The sequence below is a fragment of the Hyphomicrobium sp. genome (assembly GCF_035548195.1).
Taxonomy (GTDB): domain Bacteria; phylum Pseudomonadota; class Alphaproteobacteria; order Rhizobiales; family Hyphomicrobiaceae; genus Hyphomicrobium_B.
On sequence record NZ_DASZTY010000013.1, the window covers coordinates 38,207 to 53,136 of the forward strand.

Below are 14,930 nucleotides of genomic sequence, written 5' to 3' on the forward strand. Positions count from 1 at the left end.
ACTCCCTGTTAGTCTTAACGCGTCCTTAACCAAGGTTGACGTAGTCTCAACGTCATCGAGCTCCGGCGTCGCTATCTCAGACCCTGAGATCGTGGAATGCAAGTGAATGTGTCGTCTTCCCTGTTTCGCGTTTTGTGAGGTTGACAGATGCAATACGAACTTGTCTCGCGTGCCCTTGCCTACGTTTCTTGCCTCTCAACAATGAGCCTGTTCATGACGTCAATGGCGATTGCCGCCATCAACGTCGGAAAAGTGCATCCATTGCTCGCCTGTTCGGCGCCCTGCGTTTCGGGGATCGTCGTTGCGGACACCGAGCAATTCGGCGGATTGGCGAACCAGCCCCAACTCACAAAGCTGGCCGCTACGCTCTGGTCTGCCAAAATCTGAAGACATACGCATGCCCATCGCTTTGCCGATCTTCAGTTGAGGTTCGGCCTTCGGTCAGAGGCGCGCGCAATATCCGAAACGAAGAGGCAATTCGCACGCAACGATTGCCTTCAAGATGTAGGGAAGGCTGCGGCTTCCCTGAACTGCGGAAAAGACAAAGAGAAGAACGCGAGCCTTAGGCCTAGCTTGCGTTCCTTTGCTTTTTCACCACGCGGTCGATCTCCTGCAACTCCGACATCAGCGCGCCGAACTCCTTTAGCGGCACCATGTTGGGGCCGTCCGACGGCGCTTTGTCGGGATCTTGATGCGTCTCGATGAAGAGTCCGGCGACGCCGGCTGCAACGGCTGCGCGCGCCAGAACCGGAACGAAGCGGCGATCACCGCCGGAGGACGTCCCCTGGCCGCCCGGCTGCTGCACGGCATGCGTCGCGTCGAAGATGACGGGTGCGCCAGCCTCTGCCATTTGGGGCAGCGCGCGCATGTCCACGACGAGCGTGTTATAGCCGAAGCTCGATCCGCGTTCGGTCACGAGCACATTCGGATTGCCGGAGCCCGTCACCTTCGCGACGACGTTCTTCATGTCCCAGGGTGCCAGGAACTGCCCTTTCTTGATGTTGATCACGCGCCCCGTCTTGGCGGCGGCAACCAACAGGTCGGTCTGGCGGCATAGAAACGCTGGGATTTGCAGCACGTCGACGACTTCCGCCACGGATGCGCATTGGGCAACCTCGTGGACATCGGTAACGACGGGCAGGCCGAACCGTTCGCGGATTTCGGCAAAAACGGGTAACGCCGCATCGAGGCCGATCCCGCGCCGCCCAGCGAGCGAGGTCCTGTTGGCCTTATCGAACGATGACTTGTAGACAAGACCGAACCCGAGCTTTTGCGCGGTTTCCGACAGAGCCGCGGCCATCTCCAGGGCGTGCGCGCGACTTTCCATTTGGCACGGCCCCGCTAGGACCGAGATCGGCGCATCGTGGGCGAAAAGGACTTTTCCCGCTCGGACTTGAGCGGCTGGCTTAAACGTCTCGTGCTGCGTCATATGCGGTTTTATACCGGCCATCAGCGCGCGCAGCGAGCCCTCACGGACAAATCAACGGGTAAAAAGCGCTTGTTTGCGGATTTGGACCGACACAAACAAAAACGGCGGCCAATCGGCCGCCGTCCAAGGAACCTAAAGGTCCGAATTCGTTAAATAAGATCGATCTCAGCCGGCAGATAGCTGGTGACTTCGAGACCGACTTCCTGCTCGCGAACTGCGGGCTTCGTCCAAACTTTCATGGTGTGTCCTCCTCCGAATTCGACAGGTTTGTTCCTGTTAAAAGTTTACTTAGTGAAATAACGCCCAAAACTCCAATCTCTTTTCGCTAACATCGTCCAAACTTTTCGTGATCACGAAATGGTGAAGTGTTATATCGTTTCGTACACTTAGTCCTCCGTCTTCTGACGGCGAACGACCCCTCCGATTTTGCGCGGGACCGCGGCGCAAATATTTTCTGAGTTCAATGAAAACGCGCAAACTGCACGCCAACGCCGGGATCGGAAAGACGATCCGATGACGGAAATTGTGCCCTTTGCGTGCCACCTACCGGCGAGGATGCCTTTGGATTAGGCACTGGTTAGGTCGCTCGTGGCCGCGCGTGGTATAAGGCGGGCGCAAGCCGCGACTCGGGATCCGGCACCACAAAAACGATGGGGACCATAATGGCAATACTAGAACAATACCCTTGGATTGAGCCGGTTTTGATCGGCGCCGTGATCGTTTTCATCCTCGATCTGATCGGCAATATAATTTCGTTCTCGAACCGCTTCCTGAATGCTTTGGTGACTGCGATCGTCTTCGCCGTCGTGTTCGGCGGTCTGCTGTATAGCGGCGCCCTGAAACTCGACGTCCGTACTGTGGAAACCGCGCCGGCCGCAACAACCGCGCCGGCCGCACCGGCAACGACGCCATAACGGCGCGACTCCGACCTATGAAAAACGAAAATCCCGGCCGCACCGCCGGGATTTTTTATTGGCCGCATCTGGCAAATGCGTTTTGCTTTATTTGAAGAGCCGCATTGCGTCATCCGCCAGAAGCCCCCCTGCGATCTCGATCGGCGCGAACGGCGCCTTCGCCGCAACGTCTTCCGCCGACAGCATGATCTGACCAATTTTGGTCGCAAGTTGATCGACCGAGGCTGCAAAGACCAGCCGCCCGATCCCGCACCAGAGAATCGCGCCCATGCACATGCAGCACGGTTCGCCGGACGTGTAGAGCGTCGCGCCTTTGAGTTCCTCCGGTCCGTGCGCCGCAAGAAAAGCCCGGATGGCGACCATTTCGCCGTGTGCGGTCGGATCTCGATCAACACGAGTGCGATTATAACCGTGAGCGAGCACCTCACCGTTCCTCACGATCACAGCACCGAACGGGACTTCGGCCTTCGCCGCTTCGTCGATTGCAAGCTGCATAAAACGCTTATCGTGGGGCAGTACCGGGCCAAATCTGGCGCGCGCTTCGCTACTGGCAACGACCGTCGCGGCGACAAGCGCGGTGCCACTCTTCAATAGACTACGCCGATCCATTTCGATCCCCATCCACGCCCTTAAACGACTGCAAAATGCGCGCGCAGCAATCGAACGTCGATGGCTAAATCCAGCCTCTCACACCTTAGGCGTGTAAAAGCTCAAGCGCTGTTCCGATCCGAGACGTTGGCATTGGCGGACCAGTGCCTCATACCAACCGGCTTTGCTCAACGGCGGCGGCTATGAAGCTGGCGAACAACGGATGCGGATCGAACGGGCGTGACTTGAGCTCGGGATGATATTGCACGCCGATGAACCATGGATGGTCGGGATATTCGACCGTCTCAGGCAACAAGCCGTCGGGCGATAGCCCGGCAAATCTGAGCCCGGCTTTTTCGAGCGCTTCGCGGTAGCGCATGTTGACCTCATAGCGGTGCCGGTGACGCTCGGAGATCGCCATCGTTCCATAGACCTTGGCTATATGACTTCCTTCGGCGAGATCCGCTGCATAGGCTCCGAGGCGCATCGTCCCGCCAAGCTCCCCGCCCTGGCGCCGCTGCTCCAATTCGTTGCCGCGCATCCATTCCGTCATCATCGCGACGACCGGTTCGACCGTCTCGCCGAACTCGGTTGAACCCGCGTCGCGTATGCCAGCCAAATTGCGTGCGGCTTCGAGGCAGGCCATCTGCATGCCGAAGCAGATGCCGAAATAGGGGACACCACGCTCGCGCGCGAACTTCGCAGCGAGCATTTTTCCCTCCGCGCCGCGCTCGCCGAAACCGCCCGGCACGAGGATGCCGTTTACGCCCTCAAGATAAGGCGCCGGGTCTTCGCGCTCGAAGATCTCGCTCTCGAACCATTCGAGATGGACCTTGACGCGGTTGGCTATGCCTCCATGCACCAGCGCTTCGTTCAAGGACTTGTAAGCGTCCTTGAGCCCGGTGTACTTGCCAACGATTGCAATCGTGACCTCGCCTTCGGGCTGCGCAATACTTTTCGAAATGGATTCCCAACGCGCGAGATCCGGTTTCGGTGCGCCCGTAATGCCGAAAGCCGCAAGCACTTCGCGATCAAGTCCTTCGCGATGATAGGCGAGCGGCACATCGTAGATCGACGCCACGTCGAGTGCCTGAATGACCGCTTCCGGCCGGACGTTACAAAACAGCGCGATCTTTTTGCGCTCGCTGACCGGAATATCGCGATCGGACCGGCAGAGAAGAATATCGGGCTGGATACCGATCGAACGCAGCTCCTTGACCGAGTGCTGTGTCGGCTTGGTTTTCAATTCACCTGCCGACGGGATGAACGGCATCAACGTCAGGTGGATGAAAACCGATGATCCGCGCGGCAGCTCGTTGCCGAGCTGACGGATGGCTTCGAAGAACGGCAGGCCCTCGATATCGCCGACCGTGCCACCGATCTCGACCAGCACAAAATCGACGTCCTCGTTGCCGGACAGAACGAAATTCTTGATCGCATCGGTGACGTGCGGAATGACCTGCACGGTTCCGCCGAGGAAGTCGCCGCGGCGTTCCTTGGCGAGAATGTCCTGATAGATACGGCCGGTCGTGACGTTGTCCGACTTCTTGGCCGGCACGCCGGTGAACCGCTCGTAATGGCCGAGGTCGAGGTCCGTCTCGGCACCGTCATCGGTGACGAAGACCTCCCCATGCTGATACGGGCTCATCGTGCCCGGATCGACATTCAAATATGGATCAAGTTTCTTGAGCCGGACCGAATAACCGCGCGCCTGAAGAAGCGCGCCGAGGGCGGCGGATGCGAGACCTTTTCCAAGGGAGGAGACCACGCCGCCGGTGATGAAGATATACCGTTGCATGGGCCTTGGTTCTTGCACACCCGGCACCGGATTCGGAAGCGCCTTTTTTGCACCTCCACCATTCGAAAAGGTCGCAATGCTGGCCTGTTAACCCCGCGAGCTACGTTGCAGCTACCTGCCGCAGTGTTGGGAAACTTCCTGGACGGCTGCCATTTGCGCGTCGGGCGGCACCGTTTCCGACGCCAGTTCCGCCTTCAATGCCTCAGCCGTTCCATGGATCGGACGCGACGTCGGATCCTGCGCGTCCGTGCCATAGCTGACGTCGATTGCGACAGTTCGATAGTCCAAAGGCTTCACGTTGATCTGGCCGTCCTTGTTGGCGATCTTCGTCTTGCCGCAGGTGATCGATGTCTGCGGCGCCGTCGCCCTGAATGTCTTCGCGTGCTGCTCCTCGCCGTATTCGGCGGCGCGTGCCATGGCTATCTTTTCGAGGCGCGAAGCCGGCGTCCCGGGAGGACCGGATGCCGTCACATGAAGGCTGCCGTCGGCATTTGCGGAGACCGCGTAGCCGTTGGGCGAAAAGAAGCTGGCGGGCTGGTACGAAGCGATCGATGAGGTCGAGAGATCGCTCATGTTGGCGCCGCAGGCAGCCATCAAAAGCGATGCCGCACCCGCGATCGGAAAGGCGGCCTTTCGAATGCAGACTGGGCCTCGGCTGAACACAAGCCGAACCCCCCTACGAACATGCATGGCCATGATGTGTCCCCCTCGCCCCAGCCCCATGCATATTTACAAGGAACTGTGCCCGGGTCCATCCGGCTCGATGCGCGGGGCCGAAGGTCCCAGTGGACCAATTATCGTCTACTGGTTCTGAGGAACAGCAGGAGCGTTTCCGCGCTGCTGAAGCTTGTCTAGAATGCCGCCGCGGCCCGCCGGCGCTTTCGACGTGTTTTCGCCTGGAACGGCAGGACCGGTCGTCGGAGCCGCGCCCGAGCTTCCCTGATCGAACATGGAGCCGACGGGCGCCGTATGGCGAGCCAGCAGCGTCAAAAGAATGCTGGTCAGAAAGAAGGCAGCCGCCAACGCCGCCGTCGTGCGCGTGAGGAGATTGGCGGTTCCGCGACCCGTCAGAAAGCCACCGCCGCCGCCACCGCCGCCGATACCCAGCGCGCCACCCTCGGATTTCTGCAGCAGCACGACCCCAACGAGAGCGGCGGAGATCATCAGGTGAATGACAAGGAGGACGGTGGCCATAACGGAGTAATCCAAAAGCTTAAAATTTGATCGCGAGGCCGACGGCCGGCCCTTGAGCGGCCGCTATACACCACGCCGAGCTATCCGGCCAGTCCCACCGATTCCAATGCCGAGAAACATTGGAATACCGTGCAAAACTCTGGAGTTACGGGGCGTCGTGCGGGAGGACGACCGTTTCGCCGAAACCGAACGCAGGAAGTTTCGGAGTTACGCCGTCCGATGAGCCTTTCTGCGGTTCACCACCGCCGCTTTCCGCCGCCGCCGAAACCGATGCAGCGGCCGATCCCGAGCCATGCGGCCGTTCGAGGCTGCCAGACTTCTGAAGCTTCTTAGATTTTTTATGCGAGATGTGCTTCCGCAAACGCGGCTTTTTCTTCGCTTCCGGTTTGGCTCCGGGTTTTACGGGATCCTTGACCACCGGAGCAATGGGGTCCGCGTCCGAATTGATCTCGATGCGTGCCGCAGCCTTGCTCGCTTTTTCCGCGTCGGCCGAGAGCTTGGCATCGCGGCATCCGAACCGCACCTGCTCGTCAAGCGTGATATAATGTTTGATTTCCTGCAGGCGATCGGCCGAGAGATGGGCCTTTGCCCAATCCGGTCCTTTGGCCATGTCGGAGAGAATACCTGTCTTCAAAAACTTGCTCTGTTCGAGCCGCAATTGCGCGCAGGTGTCCTCGTCCAGTTTCGGCTTAGTTGCATGCGCCGCAATCGCAGGAAAAATCCAAGCGGCCACGAGCGCGACAGAGAATCGGAAGAATGGCATCACTTGCCCTCATAAGCGCGAACTATGGCCAGAAAATCACTGGCTTTAAGACTGGCGCCCCCGACGAGCGCGCCATCGACGTTTGCGACGGATAGCAATGTCGCCGCGTTATCCGGTTTGACCGAGCCGCCATAGAGAATGCGGATAGAGCTACCTTCTGCACCCGCGATATCCTTGAGATCCTGGCGGATTGCGGCGTGCACCGCTTCGACATCGCTTGCCGTCGGTATCAATCCGGTGCCGATTGCCCAAACCGGTTCATAAGCGATTACCGTATTGGCACCGTTTATTTCTTTCGGCAGCGACGCCTTGAGTTGCCGAGACACGACGGAGAGCGTTGCGCCAGCAGCGCGTTCGCCCTGGGTCTCGCCGATACAGACAATCGCCACAAGACCGGCGCGATGCGCGGCCGCAGCCTTCGCCCTGACCTCGGCGCTCGTCTCGCCGTGATCGGCGCGCCGCTCCGAATGGCCGACGATGACCGCCGAAGCTCCCGCATCCTTGAGCATCTCAGCCGAAATGTCCCCGGTATGCGCGCCGAGCGGCTTGGCGTGACAATCCTGAGCGCCAAGCGCCAGACGCGTACCGGCGACGGCAGCGGCAAACGACGCGATGACCGTCGCTGGCGGCGCAATAAGAACGTCGGCGGCAACGGCGGCCAAAGGTCCGCTAAGAGCATCGCGGATGGCGGTGATCTCGCTCAAGCTCCCCTTAAGCCCGTTCATCTTCCAGTTTCCGGCCACAAGGGGCCGACGTTCTTGCTTTTGCCCTGCCATGCTGTCCCTTTGTGTCGGCTCGAGACGGCGTTCTATACAGTTCCACGCCGTTGCGGATGCATGCACCCTCTGCCCTTGCAATCTGCTGCGGCCTGCGCTTCATATCATGCCAGTCCGCCCCGTCACGTGGGGTCATTTACCATACGAAGCCGGTTGACCCTACGCCCTCCCGCGCGGCAGCGTCACGCTTCCATCAACGGGAATTTCTACTTCCATGCTTGAAGCATTAAGACGCGGCGCCCAAACTCCGGTCGCCAAGCTGCTGTTCGGAATTCTGGTCTTCAGTTTCGGTATCTGGGGTGTCGCCGACGTTTTCCGCGGCTGGGGACGCGGCTACGTCGCGAAGGTCGGCCGCACCGAAATTTCAGCGGAAGAATTCCGGCGCAGCTATCAGAACGAACTCGATCGAATTTCGCGGCAGACGAAGCAGCATATCACCGCCGAGCAAGGTCATGCCTTCGGGCTCGACCGGCAAGTGCTTGCGCAGCTCGTCGCCGGTACCGCAGTCGAAGAGCATGCAAAGCAGCTGGGTCTTGCTCTTTCAGACAAAACGCTCATTGAGAATATCGAATCCGATCCGAATTTCCAAACCAACGGCAAATTCGATCGCCGCGGATTTGAGGGGCTTTTGCAGCAGATGGGGCTTAGCGAGCTGGGCTTTCTAAACCTTCGCCGGAAGGACGAGCTGCGCTCCGCAATCATCGAGTCCTTTTTGAACGCTCAGACAGTGCCGAAACCGCTGTTTGAAGCAATGCACGCTTATAATGATGAAAAACGCGTTCTCGATTGGGTCAAGATTGATCCCGATGCGGTCACCGTCGCCGAGCCCGACGAAGCGACGCTGAAAAAGCGCTATGAGACAAACAAAGCGCAATATATGACGCCCGAGTACCGTAAGGTTCAGGTGCTGACGCTGACGGCGGACGAACTCAAGAAGCAGGTTCAGGTCTCGGACGACGAGATCTCCAAGTCTTACGAACAGAACAAAGATAGCTACAATACGCCCGAGCAACGGCGCGTGCAGCAGATCGCGTTCAAGGATAAGGCAGCGGCTGAAGCCGCTCTCAAAGCGCTGCGCGACGGCACGAAGACATTTGGTGAAGTCGCAAAGGAAGCGGGCGCGAAGGATACGGATGTCGATCTCGGGCTCGTGACCAAGAAAGCCCTGATCGATCCGAAGATCGCGGACGTCGCTTTCTCTCTGGAGAAAGACAAGTATTCCGATGTCGTCGAGGGCCGGTTCGCGACGGTGATCCTGCGGGTCACGCAAATCGAGCCCGGTGTCACGCATACGCTCGCGGATGTGAAGGACCAAGTCCGCGATAAGCTCGCCTTAGAAAAAGCGCGCAATGACCTGCAAAACAAGCGCGACGAGATCGAGGATGAACGTCTCGCAGGCAAGACGCTGAAGGAAATCGCGGACAAGTTGAAAATCGGCTTCAAGGAAATTCCTGCCACCGATGCAACCGGGCTCGCGCCCGACGGCAAGCCCGTAATGGTGGTGCCCTACCTTCGCCAGATTGTGGCGCGTGCCTTCGCTCCCGACAGCAACGACGACAGCCCTGTCGATTTGCCCGACGATGGCTTCGCCTGGGTCAATGTGCTTTCGACAGATGCCCCCAAACAGAAGCCTTATGATGAAGTCAAAGACGATGTGAAAAAGAACTACATGTCGTCGGAGCGCCATAGGCTCCTCGATGAGCTCGCGAAGAAGCTCACCGACAAGGTCAATTCCGGTCAGCCTATGACCGCAATCGAGGGCGAGGCCAAGAACAAGGTCGAAAAGACCGAGCCGATCACGCGTAAAACGATCCCGCAAAGCATCACGCAGGCGATGGTGACGCAAGCTTTCGGGCTGCAGAAAGGCCGCGCCGGACACGGTCCCTCGCCCGACAACACGACAGAGATCGTGTTCAAGGTCGCCGATATCATCCCCGCGCCTGCTCCGTCTCTAACCGAGACCGACGAACTGAACCACCAGCTCCAAGATCAATTGGCCAATCAATCGCTGAGCGAATACACTGAAGCTCTGAAGGCCAAATACGGGACATCGATCAATCAGGCAGAACTGAACGCAGCCGTTGGCGTCAGCGAAGAGTGAGCGAGAGGTGGCTGCCTTGACGTCACCGCCGTCGCCAGTCGACGCAAGGTCCGGTTCGGGTGCCGAGATATATCCCGCTCGCGAAGATTTCGCTCGGGTCTATGACAGCGGCACCGCACAAGTCGTCTGGACGCGTCTCGTTGCGGATTTAGAGACACCCGTCTCTGCCTATCTGAAGCTCGGCGACTGCCGGCCGATGAGCTTTCTTCTCGAGTCGATTGAAGGCGGCTCGGCGCGCGGACGCTATTCGGTCATCGGTTTCTCGCCTGACGTGATCTGGCAAGCCGAGGGCAACACCGCACGCATCAACCGCACACCCGTCACCGATCCGTCGGCCTTCGTCGCCGACGATGCACCGACGCTGCAGTCCCTCCGCAAGCTTCTGGCCGAAAGCGCAATCGCTCTGCCGGAAGCTCTTCCATCGATAGCTGCGGGCATTTTCGGCTACATGGGCTACGACACCGTCCGCCTGATCGAACAATTGCCGGAAATGACACCCGACAATTTGGGCGTACCGGATGCAATTCTGATCCGCCCGACGCTGATGCTCATCTTCGACAATGTGAAAGACGAGATGACGCTTGTAACGCCGGTTCGGCCCACTCCCGGCAGTTCTGCCCAAGATGCTTACGCGTCGGCGGTCGGCCGCCTGCAAACCGCTATAGACAGCCTCGAAGCGCCGCTGCCGCACGCCTCGTCGAAGGCCGCAATCGATATCGAAGTTCCGGAGCCGGAATCGAATACGTCCGCTGCCGAATACATGGCGATGGTCGCGAAAGCGAAGGACTACATCAAGGCCGGCGACATTTTTCAGGTCGTGCTCTCGCAGCGTTTCTCCGCGCCGTTTGCCTTGCCATCGTTCGCGCTCTACCGCGCGCTGCGGCGGCTCAATCCGTCGCCGTTTCTGTTCCATCTCGATTTCGGATCGTTCCAGCTCGTCGGATCGTCGCCCGAAATTCTCGTGCGCGTGCGCGACGGCGTCGTCACCATTCGCCCGATCGCAGGCACCGCGCGCCGCGGCGTCAATGAGGCCGAGGACAAGGCGCTGGCGGCTGCGCTGCTCGCCGATCCCAAGGAACGATCCGAGCATCTGATGCTGCTCGATCTCGGCCGCAACGATGTCGGCCGCGTCGCGGCGCCCGGCACCGTCACCGTCACCGACCAGTTCGTCATCGAGCGCTACAGCCATGTGATGCACATCGTCTCTAACGTGATCGGCACCCTCGACGAAAGAAATCACGACGCCATCGACGCCTTGATGGGCGGATTTCCGGCGGGCACCGTTTCCGGCGCGCCGAAGGTCCGCGCCATGGAAATCATTGCGGAACTCGAAAAAGCGAAGCGCGGACCTTACGCCGGATGCGTCGGATATTTTTCAGCGGGCGGCGAAATGGACACGTGCATCGTGCTTCGCACCGCGATCCTGAAAGACGGCATGATCCACGTACAAGCCGGCGCGGGCATCGTTCACGACAGCATCCCCGAGAACGAACAGCAGGAATGCATCAATAAGGCGAAGGCCGTCGTTCGCGCCGCCGAAGAAGCCGTGCGCTTTGCCTCAAAGCGATCGGGAACACCCGATTCAGGCGGCAACGGCGGCATGTTCGGCTGAACGCATTCATACCCCTTCAACGTTATGGCCAGGCCCGGCCATCCAGAGCCTCGCCGGAAAGAGCCCTGGATGGCCACCTCAGGGCGGCCATCGAGTATTGGGGACACAATAAAAGCTCCGTTCAAGCCTTCGTCTCTAATTGCGGTTGCCGACGCCAACGCCGTGCCCATGCGCGCTGCCACGGCGTCCATCGCGGTCGCCACAGCAAGCTGACGACGCTGTGCCAGATGGCGTAGAGCACAAACCAGAAGAGCACGCGGACCGGCACCACGCCGAGCGCAAATAGCCACCGCTGTGCGCGTTTGGACGCCGCCGCTCCGTACGTCTGCGTCCTGGCCCGCACCCACGCGCGAACCTTGTCCTGCCCGAGAACCCGCTCCGCGATGCGCAGTGCAACAAAAGCCGCCACGACGATGGGAAGCACAAGCCAAAGCACGATCCAGAAAAGCTGCGTGAGCAGCCAGAACGCGATGCTCACCAGCGTCCCAAGCAGCCACACGAACGGAGCCAGCACGTAATCCATCTGTCACGGGCCTTTATTCATCCGCCTTTCGTTGCGGCGACGCCGCCAATACCCTACAGCTTAACGGCACGAATGACGTGCTGTAGAACTGCGGATCATCCGCAATGCCGGCTCTGGGGCGCAATGCTAGCACTCGCACTTCTTCGACACGCGAAATCGAGCTGGGAATCCGGAGAGCTGGATGATTTCGATCGTCCGCTCAACGCGCGTGGCCGCAGTGCGGCGCCCCTCATGGGGGAAGCTTTGAGGTCCATAAAATTCGAGCCTCAACTGATCCTCTGCTCGCCGGCCAAGAGAACGCGAGAAACGCTTGAGCTGTTGGAAGCGGATGGTGCCGATACGCATGCGCAAATCATCTTCGACGAACAACTCTACCTGACGAACCCCGAAACCCTCCTCGACCGGCTACGTCAAGTCGCCCCGACGAGCAAAAGGGTCCTCATGATCGGCCACAATCCGGGACTGCACGGTCTCGCTTTGATGCTGACCGAAACCGGAGATGCGAAATCGATTTCGCGCATCGAGGACAAATTTCCGACCTGCGCGCTGGCGGTTTTTTCCTTTCGGGAGACCGCATGGCGGGATGTCGGCTCCGCATCAGGCCATTTGGAAGTGTTCATGACGCCGCGAGACCGCGCTTCGGCCGTTTAAACTGGGATTTAGGACGCCCACATTCTTGTGTCGCACACTGCGTCCGGTCTGCTAGATAGGTCCCAAATCCGGCCTCGGCCATAGGTTGTCCTACAAAGGCGAACATGCTGATCCTGATCGATAACTACGACAGCTTTACCTACAATCTCGTTCATTATCTGGGCGAGCTTGGCACAGAAAGCGTCGTGATCCGCAACGATAAGGTGTCGGCGGATGAAGTCTTGGCAAAGAAGCCGCGAGCCATTGTTCTGTCGCCGGGGCCTTGCACGCCCAACGAAGCCGGCGTCTGCCTCGATCTCATAAAAAAGGCTGGGTCGAAGGTCCCGCTGCTCGGCGTCTGTCTCGGTCATCAAGCCATTGGACAAGCTTACGGCGGCAAAGTCGTACGCGCTCCGACGCCAATGCATGGCAAGCTCTCGACCATCACCAACACCGGCAAGGGCATCTTTAAGGGGCTTCCAAAACAATTCGAAATTACCCGCTACCATTCGCTGATCGTCGATCGCGCGACGCTGCCCGATTGTTTGGAGATCACGGCTGAAACGGACGACGGCATCATCATGGGCCTGCAGCACAAGTCGCACCCTGTCCATGGCGTGCAGTTCCACCCCGAGAGCATCGCCTCGCAGCAGGGCCATGCGTTGCTCGCGAACTTCCTCTCGCTCGCAGGCTTCACGCCGAAAAGCCGCAAGGCGGCCTAACCCGTGAGATTCCACTCGTGACGACGACACCAGCAATGACGACCGTCGCCAATCCCGCCCGCGAGTTGAAGCGTCTGATGAACCGCATCGCCGATGGCGAGACGCTCGGCGACGACGGCATGCAGGAAGCCCTTGATCTTCTGATGTCCGGCATCGCACCGCCGGTCGCCATGGGCGCCTTTCTGATGGGCCTTCGCGTGCGCGGCGAAACGATCGACGAAATCACAGGCGCCGCCAAATTCATGCGCAGCCGCATGACGACCGTCGATGTGCCTCCGGGTGCTGTTGACATCGTGGGGACGGGCGGTGACAGCCGCGGAACTTATAACGTCTCGACGGCAGCTGCCCTTGTCGCGGCCGGTGCCGGAGCCATCGTAGCGAAACACGGAAATCGCGCGGTGACGTCCCTCTCGGGAGCATCGGATGTGCTTGCCGCACTCGGCGTTACCCTCGACGTGCCGCCGGTCGTCGTTTCGCGTGCTATCGCCGACTCCGGTGTCGGTTTTCTCTGGGCGCCGCTCTATCATCCCGCAATGAAGGCTTGGGCGCCGGTCCGGGCCGACCTCGGTTTACGCACGCTTTTGAATTTGCTCGGTCCGCTTTGCAATCCCGCCGAGGTGAAGCGCCAGGTGCTCGGCGTCTACGACAAGAAGCTCGTCCAGCCAATTGCCGAAGTGCTGCGCAAGCTCGGCTCCGAGCACGCCTGGGTCGTCCACGGCGCCGACGGCATGGACGAGCTGACGACGACAGGCGTCACCCACGTCGCGGAATTGAAAAACGGTGACGTTTTCGCGTTCGATCTGACACCAGAGGATGCGGGCCTGCGGCGCAGCGATATCGCAGCGCTCAAGGGAGGCGATGCCGCGACGAACGCGGCCGCAATCCATACCCTGCTGCAGGGCGAACCTGGCCCCTATCGCGATATCGTCCTGCTGAACGCGGCTGCGGCATTGATCGTCGCCGGCAAGGCCGACGGGCTGCGTGATGGCATCGAGAAAGCCGAGACTGCGATCGACAGCGGTCACGCCGCGCGCGCGCTCGATCGTCTTGTCGCCGTCACCAAGGATACGGTGTGATCGATGACCGATATTCTCGACAAGATAACTGCCTACAAGCGCGAGGAAGTCGCCCGCGCGCAAATTCTGAAGCCGCTGCGCGTTATTGCTGAATATGCGCGTTCGGCACCTAGGGTCCGCCCGTTCGCAGGTGCCATCGAAGCTAAGCTCAAACAAAAACAACCTGCGCTGATTGCCGAGGTCAAGAAGGCATCGCCGTCTAAAGGCTTGATCCGCGCAGACTTCGATCCGCCTGGGTTGGCCAAGGCTTACGAGGCCGGGGGAGCCGCCTGTCTTTCCGTCTTGACCGACCGGCCGTCGTTTCAGGGCGCTCCCGATTTCCTTACCGCGGCGCGCGAAGCAACCTCGCTTCCCGTCCTGCGCAAAGACTTCATGATCGACACCTATCAGGTTGCCGAGGCACGCGCATGGGGTGCTGACTGCATTCTCATCATCCTTGCCGAGGTCGATGATGCGACCGCGCATGACCTTGCGGAAGCCGCAAAGGATTGGGGCATGGATGCGATAGCGGAAGTTCACGATGCGGCTGAGCTCGATCGCGCGCTAAAGCTAGACTGCCGCTTGATCGGCATCAACAATCGCAATCTCAAGACGTTCGAAGTAAAACTGGAAACCACCGAAGAGTTGGCGCCGAAAGTTCCAAAAGATCGCATCGTCGTTGGCGAAAGCGGTATTTTCACACCTGCCGATCTCACGCGCCTCGCCAAGGTTGGCGTCCACACGTATCTCGTCGGCGAAAGTCTGATGCGTCAGGCCGACGTCACCGCCGCGACCAAGATATTGCTCGGCAGAGGCTGAAGCACC

Annotated in this window: 17 protein-coding genes; 8 read left to right on the forward strand and 9 right to left on the reverse strand. The window is 59.7% G+C overall.

The features are described 5' to 3' along the window. Positions 1-147 precede the first annotated feature (147 nt). Positions 148-387 carry a hypothetical protein gene (locus VHB22_RS03240; protein ID WP_325455518.1) on the forward strand — a complete coding sequence of 80 codons (240 nt, stop codon included), beginning with the start codon at positions 148-150 and terminating at the stop codon, positions 385-387. Positions 388-568: 181 nt separating this feature from the next. Here VHB22_RS03240 and kdsA read toward each other — a convergent pair whose 3' ends face one another. Together kdsA and pqqA are read right to left on the reverse strand one after the other, a co-directional pair. After that, on the reverse strand, positions 569-1,429 hold the full coding sequence (kdsA, locus tag VHB22_RS03245) for a 3-deoxy-8-phosphooctulonate synthase (RefSeq protein WP_325455683.1): 861 nt from the start codon (positions 1,427-1,429) through the stop codon (positions 569-571). A 149-nt stretch (positions 1,430-1,578) separates the two neighbouring features. Then, complete coding sequence (gene pqqA, locus VHB22_RS03250; protein ID WP_015597947.1) at positions 1,579-1,668, reverse strand: pyrroloquinoline quinone precursor peptide PqqA; 90 nt, start codon at positions 1,666-1,668, stop codon at positions 1,579-1,581. A 423-nt stretch (positions 1,669-2,091) separates the two neighbouring features. Here pqqA and VHB22_RS03255 point away from each other — a divergent pair, with 423 nt between their 5' ends. Further along, positions 2,092-2,343, forward strand: coding sequence for a hypothetical protein (locus VHB22_RS03255; RefSeq protein ID WP_325455519.1), 252 nt, complete (start codon positions 2,092-2,094; stop codon positions 2,341-2,343). A gap of 87 nt (positions 2,344-2,430) precedes the next feature. On the opposite strand, the gene VHB22_RS03260 is transcribed toward VHB22_RS03255, so the two are convergent. The 6 genes from VHB22_RS03260 to tpiA form a co-directional block, all read right to left on the reverse strand. After that, entirely contained in the window at positions 2,431-2,952 is a 522-nt protein-coding gene (locus tag VHB22_RS03260; protein WP_325455520.1) for a nucleoside deaminase, read from the reverse strand. Positions 2,953-3,100: 148 nt separating this feature from the next. Beyond that, entirely contained in the window at positions 3,101-4,729 is a 1,629-nt protein-coding gene (locus tag VHB22_RS03265; RefSeq protein WP_325455521.1) for a CTP synthase, read from the reverse strand. Between the two features lie 111 nt (positions 4,730-4,840). Continuing rightward, positions 4,841-5,425 carry a hypothetical protein gene (locus VHB22_RS03270; protein WP_325455522.1) on the reverse strand — a complete coding sequence of 195 codons (585 nt, stop codon included), beginning with the start codon at positions 5,423-5,425 and terminating at the stop codon, positions 4,841-4,843. A gap of 105 nt (positions 5,426-5,530) precedes the next feature. Then, on the reverse strand, positions 5,531-5,923 hold the full coding sequence (gene secG, locus VHB22_RS03275) for a preprotein translocase subunit SecG (protein WP_325455523.1): 393 nt from the start codon (positions 5,921-5,923) through the stop codon (positions 5,531-5,533). A gap of 145 nt (positions 5,924-6,068) precedes the next feature. Next, entirely contained in the window at positions 6,069-6,686 is a 618-nt protein-coding gene (locus VHB22_RS03280) for a hypothetical protein (RefSeq protein WP_325455524.1), read from the reverse strand. Then, positions 6,686-7,462 carry a triose-phosphate isomerase gene (gene tpiA / locus VHB22_RS03285; RefSeq protein ID WP_325455525.1) on the reverse strand — a complete coding sequence of 259 codons (777 nt, stop codon included), beginning with the start codon at positions 7,460-7,462 and terminating at the stop codon, positions 6,686-6,688. Before tpiA ends, VHB22_RS03280 begins: the two co-directional genes overlap by 1 nt. A 214-nt stretch (positions 7,463-7,676) precedes the next feature. Between tpiA and VHB22_RS03290 the strand changes: the two genes are divergently transcribed. Both VHB22_RS03290 and trpE read left to right on the forward strand, forming a co-directional pair. Continuing rightward, the gene (locus VHB22_RS03290; protein WP_325455526.1) at positions 7,677-9,563 is read left to right on the forward strand and encodes a SurA N-terminal domain-containing protein; all 1,887 of its coding nucleotides are present in this window, start codon (positions 7,677-7,679) and stop codon (positions 9,561-9,563) included. A gap of 16 nt (positions 9,564-9,579) precedes the next feature. Beyond that, positions 9,580-11,175, forward strand: coding sequence for an anthranilate synthase component I (gene trpE / locus VHB22_RS03295; protein ID WP_325455684.1), 1,596 nt, complete (start codon positions 9,580-9,582; stop codon positions 11,173-11,175). A gap of 121 nt (positions 11,176-11,296) precedes the next feature. Here the strand turns inward: trpE and VHB22_RS03300 are convergent, their stop codons facing one another. After that, positions 11,297-11,698, reverse strand: a complete 402-nt coding sequence (locus VHB22_RS03300; RefSeq protein WP_325455527.1) for a hypothetical protein — start codon at positions 11,696-11,698, stop codon at positions 11,297-11,299. Between the two features lie 123 nt (positions 11,699-11,821). Between VHB22_RS03300 and VHB22_RS03305 the strand changes: the two genes are divergently transcribed. The 4 genes from VHB22_RS03305 (at position 11,822) to trpC (ending at position 14,924) form a co-directional block, all read left to right on the forward strand. Further along, the gene (locus VHB22_RS03305) at positions 11,822-12,349 is read left to right on the forward strand and encodes a histidine phosphatase family protein (RefSeq protein ID WP_325455528.1); all 528 of its coding nucleotides are present in this window, start codon (positions 11,822-11,824) and stop codon (positions 12,347-12,349) included. A gap of 104 nt (positions 12,350-12,453) precedes the next feature. Further along, the gene (locus VHB22_RS03310; protein ID WP_325455529.1) at positions 12,454-13,050 is read left to right on the forward strand and encodes an aminodeoxychorismate/anthranilate synthase component II; all 597 of its coding nucleotides are present in this window, start codon (positions 12,454-12,456) and stop codon (positions 13,048-13,050) included. A 35-nt stretch (positions 13,051-13,085) separates the two neighbouring features. Then, positions 13,086-14,126 carry an anthranilate phosphoribosyltransferase gene (gene trpD / locus VHB22_RS03315; protein ID WP_325455685.1) on the forward strand — a complete coding sequence of 347 codons (1,041 nt, stop codon included), beginning with the start codon at positions 13,086-13,088 and terminating at the stop codon, positions 14,124-14,126. 3 nt (positions 14,127-14,129) lie between these two features. Further along, positions 14,130-14,924: an indole-3-glycerol phosphate synthase TrpC gene (trpC, locus tag VHB22_RS03320; protein ID WP_325455530.1), complete on the forward strand. Its 795-nt coding sequence runs from the start codon at positions 14,130-14,132 to the stop codon at positions 14,922-14,924. The last annotated feature ends 6 nt before the right edge of the window (positions 14,925-14,930 follow it).